General features: G+C 37.1%; 8 protein-coding genes. 4 read left to right on the forward strand and 4 right to left on the reverse strand.

Going from position 1 to position 12,470, the window contains the following annotated elements:
- Positions 1-91: 91 nt before the first annotated feature.
- Positions 92-2,332, forward strand: coding sequence for a ribonucleoside-diphosphate reductase subunit alpha (locus tag AADH04_RS14860; protein WP_434778056.1), 2,241 nt, complete (start codon positions 92-94; stop codon positions 2,330-2,332).
- Between the two features lie 37 nt (positions 2,333-2,369).
- Positions 2,370-3,467: a ribonucleotide-diphosphate reductase subunit beta gene (locus AADH04_RS14865; protein WP_434778057.1), complete on the forward strand. Its 1,098-nt coding sequence runs from the start codon at positions 2,370-2,372 to the stop codon at positions 3,465-3,467.
- Between the two features lie 161 nt (positions 3,468-3,628).
- Here the strand turns inward: AADH04_RS14865 and AADH04_RS14870 are convergent, their stop codons facing one another.
- On the reverse strand, positions 3,629-6,298 hold the full coding sequence (locus AADH04_RS14870) for a pilus assembly protein (RefSeq protein ID WP_434778058.1): 2,670 nt from the start codon (positions 6,296-6,298) through the stop codon (positions 3,629-3,631).
- Positions 6,299-6,884: 586 nt separating this feature from the next.
- On the opposite strand from AADH04_RS14870, the gene AADH04_RS14875 reads away from it, so the two are divergent.
- Both AADH04_RS14875 and AADH04_RS14880 read left to right on the forward strand, forming a co-directional pair.
- Entirely contained in the window at positions 6,885-7,979 is a 1,095-nt protein-coding gene (locus tag AADH04_RS14875) for an NAD(P)-dependent alcohol dehydrogenase (protein ID WP_434778059.1), read from the forward strand.
- A gap of 474 nt (positions 7,980-8,453) precedes the next feature.
- Positions 8,454-9,911, forward strand: a complete 1,458-nt coding sequence (locus AADH04_RS14880; protein ID WP_434778060.1) for a sodium:solute symporter family protein — start codon at positions 8,454-8,456, stop codon at positions 9,909-9,911.
- Positions 9,912-9,922: 11 nt separating this feature from the next.
- Here the strand turns inward: AADH04_RS14880 and fghA are convergent, their stop codons facing one another.
- The 3 genes from fghA to AADH04_RS14895 all read right to left on the reverse strand — a co-directional run bounded on the left by fghA (position 9,923) and on the right by AADH04_RS14895 (position 12,369).
- Positions 9,923-10,762 carry an S-formylglutathione hydrolase gene (fghA, locus tag AADH04_RS14885; RefSeq protein ID WP_434778061.1) on the reverse strand — a complete coding sequence of 280 codons (840 nt, stop codon included), beginning with the start codon at positions 10,760-10,762 and terminating at the stop codon, positions 9,923-9,925.
- Positions 10,763-10,800: 38 nt separating this feature from the next.
- A complete protein-coding gene (locus AADH04_RS14890; protein WP_434778062.1) occupies positions 10,801-11,925 on the reverse strand; it encodes an S-(hydroxymethyl)glutathione dehydrogenase/class III alcohol dehydrogenase in 1,125 nt (374 codons plus the stop codon).
- 108 nt (positions 11,926-12,033) lie between these two features.
- Entirely contained in the window at positions 12,034-12,369 is a 336-nt protein-coding gene (locus tag AADH04_RS14895; protein ID WP_434778063.1) for a NirD/YgiW/YdeI family stress tolerance protein, read from the reverse strand.
- Between the last annotated feature and the right edge of the window lie 101 nt (positions 12,370-12,470).

Genomic DNA, 12,470 nt, shown 5'->3' on the forward strand with positions numbered 1-12,470 from the left:
TTTTTAAAACATAGCTTTTATTTATGCCGATCCCACTTTTCTTAGCATGTTTTTAAACTTGAGATAGATAAGTTAAGGTAAATCTTTAATTATGATTAATTATGTTGTCAAAAATAATGGCACTCGTGAGAAATTTAATCCTGAAAAATTAAACCGTTGGGCGGAGTTTGCGGCTCATTACGAAGTTGACTGGAGCACAATTGCATTAGAAGCCTATAGAAAATGCTTTGATGGCTGCTCTACTTTAGAACTACACAAAGCAATGATTGATGCTTGTGTTGAAAAAGAAGACCACAAACACTTAAAAATGGCGGGAAGGCTATTAATTGGCACGATTTATAAAGAGGCCTTTGGGGGATATCGTCATATTCCCAGTTTGTCTGAATTTTATAAAAAAATGAAAGAACAATTTTTGTGGGAAGAAATGGATTATAGCGATGATGAGTTAAATCAATTAGAGCTGATCATCAATCACGATATAGATATTAATTATAATTTCACCACTTTACATCAGATGAAGGACAAATATTTGATTACAAATAGAGTAAGCAAACAATGTCTCGAATCACCACAATTTATGTTTATGGGTATGGCCATGCAAAATATGCAAAACCAACCTAAAAATCGCCGTATTCAAGACATAAAAAAACTATATAACTATCTGAATCAACTAAAAATAAATGCACCTACCCCCATGTTAATCAACATGCGCTCACCTCACAAAGGCTACGCTTCTTGCTGTGTTTACACAACAGATGACACGGTAAAAAGTTTGGCAACGGGCGACCATATCGCTTATATGATGACTTGTTCGTCGGCAGGTATTGGAGCCCATTTATTAACCAGAAGCAAAGGAGATCCTGTAAAAGAAGGCAGAATTGTCCATCAAGGTAAATTACCTTACTATCGCGTTCTTCAAAGTGCGGTACACGCAAATATGCAAGCTGGTCGAGGAGGAAGTGCTACAGTTTATTTTAATGCACTTGATCCAGAAATTTTTGATTTATTGGCATTAAAAAACCCGACAACAGTCACCCAAAAAAGAATACGGGATATTGATTACGCCTTATTAGTCAATCGTTTTTTTGTGGAAAAAGTTGCTAAAGATGAAGACTGGATTTTAATCAGTTTACATGAGGCACCTGATCTTTTTGAAGCATTTTATTCAAGTGACTATGATCATTTTAAAAATTTATACCAGAAATATGAACAATCAGATTGCAAAAAACAAATCGTCAAAGCCCGTGATATTGCGCTCAAAGCACTGACTGAGTCTGCCGAAACTGGGCGAATGTATATTACCTATATTGATGAGATGAATCGCCATACGCCATTTAAAGATACGATCTATTCCAGTAATCTTTGTTTGGAAATTGCCCTACCAACCAAACCTTTTACAGACATTACCGATCTTTATTCTGAAGATCCAGTAGGTGAAATAGGCTTATGTAGCTTAGCCTCTCTTGTAGTAGGTCGTATAGAGGAGCATGAGTACGAAGATATTGCCTACTACACCGTACTCATGATTGACAATGTCATTGAGCTAATGAAATATCCCTTCCCCGCATTAGAAACCACAGCAAAAGCCCGCCGTAGCATTGGTGTGGGCATTACCAATCTGGCACATGAACTGGCCAAGCAAAAGTTAAATTTCAATTCTTTGGAAGGAAAAAACTATATTCATTTTATTGCCGAAAGGCATAGTTTCTGGCTACATCAAGCCAGTTTGACATTAGCAAAAGAAAAGGGAAACGCACCGTGGATTAATCGAACCAAATACCCTGAAGGATGGCTGCCTATAGACACTTATTGTCAGGAAGTCGATAAAGTGCATACACAAACACTTCGATTTGACTGGGAAAGCCTTCGTCAAGAAATAATCAAACAAGGCGGTCTACGACACTCTGTATTAGAAGCAATGATGCCTGTTGAATCAAGCAGCCAGTTAACCAATACGACCAATGGCATTTATCCAGTAAGAAATTTAAAAGTCATGAAAACATCTAGTACCAATAAAAATTTATTATTGGCACCAGACTTAGACGAACTGGCTCCCTATTATGATATTGCTTGGCATTTAGACTCTAAAGACTTAATTGAACTATATGCCATTATTCAAAAATTTACTGGGCAAGCAATCAGTGCTGACCTCTACCTTAATTTAAAAGATCATCAATCTATTTCCTCTCGACAGTTGCTTATGGACTTTATTTATATGATGCGTTTAGGGTGTAAAACACGATATTACTTAAATAGCGCGTCAGGTATCACACATAAAGGCTATGAAACAGTAGAAGAACGAAATTGTGCATCAGGTGCGTGTACGCTTTAAGTATTAAATTTTAACCATTTATTCAGAAATAAAAATCATGGACAAAAAATCAGTTTTTAATGCAGATAATCGCGCTTGGCAAACAGGTCATTACCCCTTATTTCTTGGAGAACCTTTGGCTCTTTATGATAGTGTCCATACCCCCTATCCAGAATTATTTGAGCTATATAAACTTCAAAAATCAATGGATTGGAGCGAAGACGAAGTAAACCTCGAACAATCCCGCATGGATTTACTGCATTGCTCTAAAAACAATTATGACATTATGGTCAAAACACTGGCGTTTCAATGGGAACTAGATTCAGTAGCATCACGTGCCATCGCACCACTATTCGCGCCTTTTGTCAGCAATAGTGAGCTGTGGGTCATGTTGACCAAACAGTCAGAAATCGAAAACCTTCATGCATTAACTTATTCCGAGATTATTCGTCAATGCCTTGCTGACCCCAAGGATGTATTTATAGAAGTCATGAAAAACGAAGAAGTCTTAAACCGCTCTACCATTATTGTTGAAATATTCAATACACTTCAAGAATATGGTGCGAAATATAAACTTGGGCAAATCGAACGAGATTCAGAAGAGTTAAAATCTGCGGTTCTTTGTGGATTCATCGCCCTGTATTGTTTGGAAAAAATAGAATTTATGAGTTCTTTTGCCTGTACTTTTGCCTTAGCGGAACAAAATATTTTTCAAGGAATTGCCAAACTGGTTCAAAAAATAGCTCAAGACGAACAAATTCATGTGATGATGGATGAAGCTGTTTTGAATATTTTATTAAAAAGCCCAGAGTGGCAAACATTATTTAAAGCAAATGAGAAAAAAATATACGAAATTATTCATACTGTTATTGAACAAGAAATAAACTGGAACCAATATTTATTTAGTGAAAATCGATCCATCGTTGGATTAAATGAAAAGCTATTAAACGAATGGGTACTTTATAATGCACAGGATATATACCATTTTTTAGGATTAAACAATCCTTACCCCGTTGTTGAACAAAAACCTTTGCGTTGGATGGATAACTGGTTAGATTTAAATAAAACTCAAAATGCAAATCAAGAAATGGATAATACAAACTACCGCTTAAATAGTGTGTTAAATGATGTTGAGGGCGAGCTTTTTCTATTGTAATATCGTCCAGAGAATAAATAAAAAGGCAAGCAAATGATTGCCTTTTTATGCTATTTTTTTCTTAACTATTGGGGCCTTAATTATGTCCTCTTTATGGTGAGTCGTAAAATTTGGTGGTAAACAACAAGCTGCCTCAGGCAGCCTGTCATGAATAAACCCAATTAAATAATTGTTCTCCAGCTTAATCTTCGACTTAAACCACCTGATGACTTATATTTGGGCAACTCCGTTTGTATCACTAAAGGACCATTTTCTGTTTCAACAATAATCGAAGACTGACCATCATACATGCCTTCTTTGTCTGAGCCCTGTTGACCTGTTGCATACCAAGGATCTTTATCTAAAGATCTTGTCTTATCCATACGACCGGCAACAAGCTGTCCATAACCATTCACACCGTTTTGATTCAAGCGCACACTTAACTGACTGCTTACTGCCGATGGTGTGCCTGATGTTTTTAAACCCGCAAAATAGTCCTTACTACCTGCTGTCGCTGCAAAATGGCTATTATCCGCTTTAGGGTGTCCGCCCGTTTGTGCATCCACGCTCATTAAATACCCACCACCACTGGCAACATCGCATAATTTATCACTAGCAGGAGGATTCACAATTTGGGTTGTAAAATAAACCGTATGCCCTGACACCATTGGCTGATAAACAACCCGCTCCCCTGTACCTGAGCTTAAGTCTATTTTCCAACCTTTTTTATCTCCTATATCGTCAGAAGAAAGGATTCTGTTACCAGAGCCATCCTCCTTAATAATCCTTTGTGTGACCAAATGCTCTTCTTTAATATCTTGGTCAACAGATACATTTAAATCATCAACAATGCCATAAAAAGACTGCTGCTGTTTATCCGTATTATCATCCTCTGTTAATAAACTACCTGTACCAAACACAACCATCAATTGACCATCTTTATGGAATATTGCTGGAGCAGAGGTAATAGGTTTATTGCTGTTCCCCTTAAATACTCGAGTCACACCTGAACCAGAACCCGCCTTACTTAAATCAAAACGATATAAATCACCTTTTAAATCACCTGCATAAACATAATCTGCAAATCCGTCATTATCAATATCAACTACTGTCGGACTGGATAACCCTTTACCATCTTTGGCATTCATATTTTGCCATTTTTGCCCTGTTTTCATATTCAATAAATAAAGCGTAGGTGTTCCTGTTGCATCTCCTGAATTAGTCTGATTTATTTTTGTTGAATAATAACCGCTGGCAATAATGGTGATCCATTTTTCTGCGCCACCATCATTCACTTTAGCAATCACTGGCGTACCAACGGTATAGCCTAAATTAGCCAAATCTGCATTGCCACCAGAAGCAGAAGTATTGGCACCATTGGTAAAGTCATACAATACCGAATCCGCATTGCCACCTGTTTGTGCAATTTGCGCCATATCTAAGGCATAAATACCTGCTCCACCTCTACCTGTACTGCCAACAACCAAATGAAAATCTGTGCCAGCAGAATCTCCTGTTATACCACGGTAGAATGAACCACCATCTACCAAATAACGATGCTCATTTTTGCCCTTTCCATAACTTTCTTCCATAAGTTTTGGGATCACTTGTCCAATAGTAGCCTTATCTTTTTGACGCAATGTCAAACTAGGCATATAAACAAAAGTCTCTTTATAGCCAGACGAATCTCGTTTAAACACATGTATGGTTCCGCCATTACTGCCAACAGAAAATAATTTATTTGGCGTCTGGGTAACAGAAATATTGCTGTTAATCACATCCCCCATCATAACTGGCGTACGTTTGCCTGATACTGTTGTACCTTGTAGCCACTTAATCAAGTTTGTTGCTTCAGGATTGGTCACCCCAAAAGTACTGGCTACATCATTTGTATTGGTTGTTTTTAAACTTACTGTTTTACCTGAAGTTTTAGACTTAAACCAAATATTGCGACCTGTCCCTGTTGTATAAGAAACAGGCTTTTTACTGGATAAGTTAATTTCACCTGTAGCGTTCAACCCGTATGAAAAAACCTCTGAACCCCAGTTACTTGAACTGTATTTAACTGAAATAGGCTCGCCTGGTGTTTGATTATCATCACTGGTATAAGCTGGTGGTGTACCAGCACGACTCATAGCAGCAATACTGCCAAGCGCTTTTTGTAATGAATCAACTAAGGCTGTTGAATCCTCTGCGGAGTAATATTCCCCCCCAGCAGCGTCAGCAGCTTGTTTTAGGTTTTGAGCAGCCCCAGCAGCACCTTTAGAAAAACCAATAGTATAAGTAATAATATTTTGTAAGGAAAAATTAGGATCTTGATATGATCCACCTTCTTTATCCACTCCTGCCGTTTTAAAGTCCCCTGTATAGGCTCTTTTGGCATAATCTGGTAAAGATAAAGATCCAGTAGGTAGCCCTGCAAATAAAGAATCACCTGAACGCTCTGACGTATTCAATCCAGCATTCGACTCACCATCAGAAATCACAATAATAAAATTTTTCTGACAACGATAATCAATAGGTGACGGTGCTTTTACCCTTGTTGACCAATTACCGTAATAGCTATTGGCAGAGGCTACATATGTAGGTGTTAACCCCTGAAAATATCGAAGTAATTGATAATAGATTGCAGGAGTTGGCGTACCACCTAATGCCTTAACAGCATTCACTTTACTGATTACATTAGAAGAATTATTCTCAGTAATAGGCGTAAAATCTTTTACATGAAAAGAGGAAAACCCCCAGTTAACAAGCGAGCTATTATTATTGATCAAATCATTAATTGCCTTTTTTGCAATAGGTAAACGGCAATTACTTCCTGAACAATTGCTACCACTCAAAGTCCAATTCATACTTCCAGAGCTATCTAACATAATCATAACATTAGGTTTTACACCTTCTGATTTAGAAGCAAGATATCCTGGTACTGGATAAAAAGGCGTTTCACTTGCGTATATTATTTTCGCCGATGTAAGAAGTAGCAATATGCTTATTGATTTTGATAAATTAAAATATTTCATAATCCCCCTCTAATTTATTTTTACTACAATTTTTAATATTAATAATCCATTATCTATAGAATATACAAATAAAAACATCACATAGGACTAAGGGGTCAATATTTTTAGACAAATGGTTAATTAAATCTAATTATACAAATAAACTTATTTTATATAATTAGATTTAATAACAACTAATAAAAAAATGACAAGATTTTATAAAAACAAAAATACTTACTCTTAAATTATTAAATTAAAAATTTTAATTTTTTTTATTTAAATAATAAAAACTTAATTAAATATTTTTTTGAATACTAAAAAAACTGAATGAATAGCGAATCAATAGAGCATTTGTTATGATTCTAGAAAACATGCTGAGAAATCCATCTTGATCCAGAAAATCTAGCTGATGTTTAAATGTCTAAAAAAGGAAAATATTATGAGAGCAAAAGCAGCAGTAACATTAAAAAACCAACAAGGTTTCGAAATTAAAGAAATTGAAATTGATGAGCCAAAAGCAAATGAAGTATTAATTAGAGTGGTTGCAACAGGTGTTTGCCATACGGATGCCGTTGCCAGAGATCTGGAAGGGCTCGTTGAAATGCCAGCTATCTTAGGTCATGAGGGCTCTGGCGTTATTGAAAAAATAGGAACCGATGTTCAAAACGTAAAAGTCGGTGATTATGTTGTGATGAGTTTTGCCTCTTGCCATCATTGTGAAAATTGCTTAACTGCCCACCCTTCTGCCTGTGAATCTTTTAATTTGCTTAATTTTGATGGGCGAACACTCGATGGCAGCACACCTTACCACTACGAAGGCAAAGATTTATCCATTTTCTTTGGTCAATCGTCTTTCAGTCAATATGTTGTGACTAAAGCTGATAATGTCATTCCTGTAGATGTAGACAATGAAGAGGACTTAAGTTTGTTAGGTCCATTAGGCTGTGGCATTCAAACAGGTGCGGGCACAGTAATTAATCACTTAAACCCTAAAGCAGGCGAAAGTATCGTTATTTTTGGCACAGGTGCAGTAGGCTTAAGCGCGATTATGGCTGCTAAATTAACAGGATGTGCACATATTATTGCCGTTGATATTCATGAACATCGTTTAGAGTTGGCCAAAAAATTAGGCGCCACTCATACCATTAATGGCAAAATGACCAATACTGTTGAAGAAGTACGAAAAATTACCAAAAAAGGTGCCCATTATGCAATCGAAACAACGGGCGTTGCGCCTATTGTGTTACAAGCAGTTCATTCAATTAAACCTTTAGGCACAGTGGTCATTGTCGGTTTTACTGGAGAAGTCACTTTCAATATACAAAACGATTTAATGGCAGAAGGAAAAACCATGGTCGGTGTTATTGAAGGTGATTCTGTTCCGCCATTATTTATTCCTAAATTAGTTGAGCTGTATAAACAGGGTAAGTTTCCAATTGATCAACTTGTAGCATTTTATTCGTTAGATCAAATTAACCAAGCTTTTAACGACTCTTCTTCAGGGAAAGTCATTAAACCCATCATTAAAATGTAATAGTAAAGATATTTCATAAGGAAGGTCAATGACCTTCCTCTACAATCAAATTGTGCTTCTCATGATCATCTATAAATGGCAAAAACATCATTGTGCCACTTACAACTGAAAACAAAGTCATAATCCATGGTGTATCATCACTAGACCCCACAAGTAAAAATGCTGAGACTACCGAACTGTCGATAATAATAGCATTCAAAAGCATTCTCATATTATGGAATCTCATTATCTTTACTTATCACAACAAATCTGATCTTATACTGTTTGAGCTTATTATTAAAATGTAACATCATTATATTTTTGCTGAAATACAAGGTGAATATGATTCTGCTTAATTGTTGCCTATTTCTCTTAAAAAAAGTAAACACTTACAATTACACTGTATTTTCCTGAAAAAACGCGTTGCTGAATGTTGATGGTTTTATGCTAATATCTATTTAATTATTTTTTGATATATTTACTGAAAGCATAAGTATGCCAAATGCCATTTTTAATAATATTCCTTTTCTTATCCTTTGTGTCTATATCATCTGTCTTTTTATTATCAGTATGTATGCCAATAGGCTGGCAAAAGGGAGCACCTCTGCATTTTTATTGGCTGGGCGAAAAATCACCACGCCTTTGTTGGCTTTAAATGTTGCAGCTTTGGCAATTGGGGCAGCTTCTACTGTTGGTGTTGCAGAAAGTGCTTATAATACTGGGTTAGCTGCTGGTTGGTATAATGGAGCATGGGCAGCTGGCGCCATTGTTATGGGATTAGTTGCTGCAGGAAAATATCGCCGTTTAGGGCTAAGTTCCTTACCAGAATTATTTGACCAAGTCTTTGGTAAAGAAAGCCGTTTACTGAGTGCTATTGCTATTTTAATTGTTTTGATGATGATTACCTCACTCCAATATTTGGCTGGAGGTGCTATTTTATCGTCTTTACTCCCAGAAATTTTTTCGTTTAAAAGTGGAATGTTGGTAAGCGCTGTTGTTTTTATCAGTATTGCTTTAATTGGTGGATTATGGTCTAGTGGATTATCAAATATACTGAGTATTACTTTAATTTATTTAGGCGTAATTATTGCTACAATACTTTCAGTCATGAACATAGGCGGACTTTCTGAATTGTCTACCCAACTTCCTGTCTCTGATCACTGGTTTTCATTAAAGGGAACGATTCCTATGGCCGTATTGGTCGGTTGGTTCGTGGTCATGATCACGCAAACCATTAGTGGTCAGGCAACCGTACAACTGGCTTGTAGTGCAAAAAACGATAAAGTTGCCAAAAGAGGGTTTATATGGGGTGGCATCATTATTTTTCCAGTTGGGTTTTTCTGTGCTGTGCTGGGCATGGTTGCAAGGGTGCAATTTCCTGATATTCAGCCAACTTTAGCGCTGCCACAAGTTATTCTTGCCCTTCCCCCAATTTTAGCTGGTATTGTGTTATCTGCTTTATGGGCTGCGGATGTTTCCACTGCCTGTACCATTCTTATTGGCTCAAGCACTTTATTTACACAAGATATTTTTAAACGTTTTGTTGCCCCACAAAGCAATACTCGTACAACACTTTGGATCAGCAGGCTTGCCATTATCTTTATTGGGATCATCACCTTAATATTGGCTTTACATGCTTCTGATATTGTTAAAACCATGATGATTGGCTTAAGTTTAACGACGGCATTTACATTGTTATTTCTTATGGTTATTTTTCGCCCACAATGGTGTCGAAAAAGCAGTGCCACTTGGACAACCTTAGCGGGTATTCTTGTGTTGGCCTTATGGCACTTTATTCCAGCCATACCCCAATTTTTCAGTAGCCAATTGCCTTTTTTTAACCATCCTATTTATTTAGAATGGATTATATGTACATTGGTATTCTTCTGCGTCCCTCTTTTTGATCAACGTAAAGTGAGCGCTATTAGCTTTCCTACAGACAAACAAGACTAAGCAACACAACCTTATTTTAAATAGGCAGCGTGAAACTGTAAATGTGACTCAATAAAGCTGGAAATGAAATAATAACTATGATCATATCCTTCCTGCATCTGAAGCTTAACAGGATAATTGCTCTTTTTAGCTGCCTCAAGTAAACACTCTGGTTTTAACTGTTCTGTTAAGAAGTTGTCTTCGCTTCCCTGATCAATCAACATTGGTATGTTTATTGTGGCTTTGCGAATAAGCTCACTGGCATCATAGTCTTGCCATGCAGTCAAATCATTGCCCAAATAGTTGCTGAAGGCTTTTTTACCCCATGGGCTGTTTATTGGGTTACAGATAGGACTGAAAGCAGAAACAGAACGATAGCGGTTTAGGTTACGTAAAGCAATCACCAATGCGCCATGTCCTCCCATAGAATGCCCAGAAATACTGCGTAATGAAGATACTGGCAAATGCTTTTCTATTAATATTGGCAGCTCTTGAACCACATAATCATACATATGATAATGTTTACACCAAGGCAGCTGTGTTGCATTTAGATAAAACCCTGCACCTAAACCCAAGTCATAGTCTGCATTTATATCATCCGGAATATTTTCCCCACGTGGGCTGGTATCTGGTGCAACTAACGCAATGCCTAATTGAGCAGCAATACGCTGTGCACCAGCCTTTTGCATAAAATTCTCATCATTACAGGTTAACCCAGACAACCAATAAAGAACGGGCACCTGTTGATGCTCAGCCTGAGGAGGCAAAAAAACAGCAAAGCGCATGGTGCACGCTAAACTTTCTGAATAGTGGGTGTACTGTTTATGCCACCCACCAAAAACTTTATTACAGCTGGTCATTTTTAAAGACATAATTACTCTCTAAAATTACTTATCATTGAATGAAGCATTCAGTAATGAATCACACTACGAATGCTTTTTCCTTGATGCATCAGTTCAAAAGCATCATTAATTGCCTCTAGACCCATTGTATGGGTAATAAAATGATCCAACTGGAATTCTCCCTTCATATAACGCTCAACAATTCCGGGTAACTCAGAGCGACCTTTTACACCACCAAAAGCGCTTCCACGCCAAACACGCCCTGTGACCAATTGAAATGGACGTGTAGAAATTTCTTGCCCAGCCCCAGCTACCCCAATAATAACGGATTCACCCCAGCCTTTATGACAACATTCAAGCGCAGAACGCATCACATTAACATTGCCAATACATTCAAAAGAAAAATCAACACCACCATCAGTTAATTCAACAATCACCTGTTGAATAGGTTTATCGTATTTGGAAGGGTTAATACAATCAGTCGCACCAAGTTTTTTAGCCAATTCAAACTTAGATTCGTTAATATCAATGCCAATGATACGACCGGCTTTAGCCATAGTTGCGCCAATAATGGCAGATAAACCAATACCGCCTAAACCAAAAATAGCAACGGTATCACCTTCTTGCACTTTAGCGGTTTTCAATACAGCACCCATACCAGTAGTCACCCCACACCCTAACAAACAGATTTCCTGCAAAGGCGCTTCTGGATTCACTTTAGCTAAAGAAATTTCTGGTAATACGGTATATTCAGAGAAAGTTGAACAGCCCATATAATGATAAATTGGTTGACCATCTTTATAAAAACGGGTTGTGCCGTCAGGCATCAACCCTTTTCCTTGCGTTTCACGCACAGCACTGCATAAATTGGTCTTGCCAGAAGTACAAAATTTACATTGACCACATTCAGCCGTGTAAAGAGGAATCACATGGTCCCCCACTGCAACACTGGTTACCCCTTCGCCAACCATTTCTACAACCCCACCCCCCTCATGCCCCAAAATTGCGGGAAATACACCTTCAGGGTCTTCGCCAGATAAGGTAAAAGCATCTGTATGACACACTCCAGTGGCAACGATACGAACCAAAACCTCACCTGCTTTTGGTAACATAACATCAACTTCTTCAATAGAAAGTGGCTGATTGGGTGCCCACGCAACAGCCGCTCGAGACTTGATAAACTTTTCAGACATATGTGCTCCATCTTAATTTTAAATATAATTATTTAAAATGATTCAAAATCCACATGGATCATATCATTTTGTTATTGAATGTATGAAATTACTCTAGCTTACTGTATTTTATAACTTCGTTACTCTATCAGAGTCAATTTTTATGCGTTTATGATCATCCTTATCAATCTGACCATAAACTTTAACTTTATCCCCTACTTTTATTACATAATCATCATCAATTTCAATGACGATACTACCACTACTGTCTCGAAGTAAATACTGATCATCACCAAGACGTTTCACTATTTTCCCAGTCAAAACAACATGTGTTTCATCACCTAATTGTTTGGCTTGTGTTACAGTAACATTTTGGGCATACGATTGATCATCATTATCTGCAAAAACACTACTGCTAAATAATAAAGTAACAACAGACATCAAAATGGTTAATTGTTTTTTCATATTGGTTGCTCCTAATAAAATTTATTGTTGCATAGATATTTTTCTAAAACATATATGTGTTGACGTTAATTTTTACATTCAATTAATTAAATATTGCAATT

The organism is Neisseria sp. Ec49-e6-T10 (assembly GCF_051132615.1).
Lineage (GTDB): Bacteria > Pseudomonadota > Gammaproteobacteria > Burkholderiales > Neisseriaceae.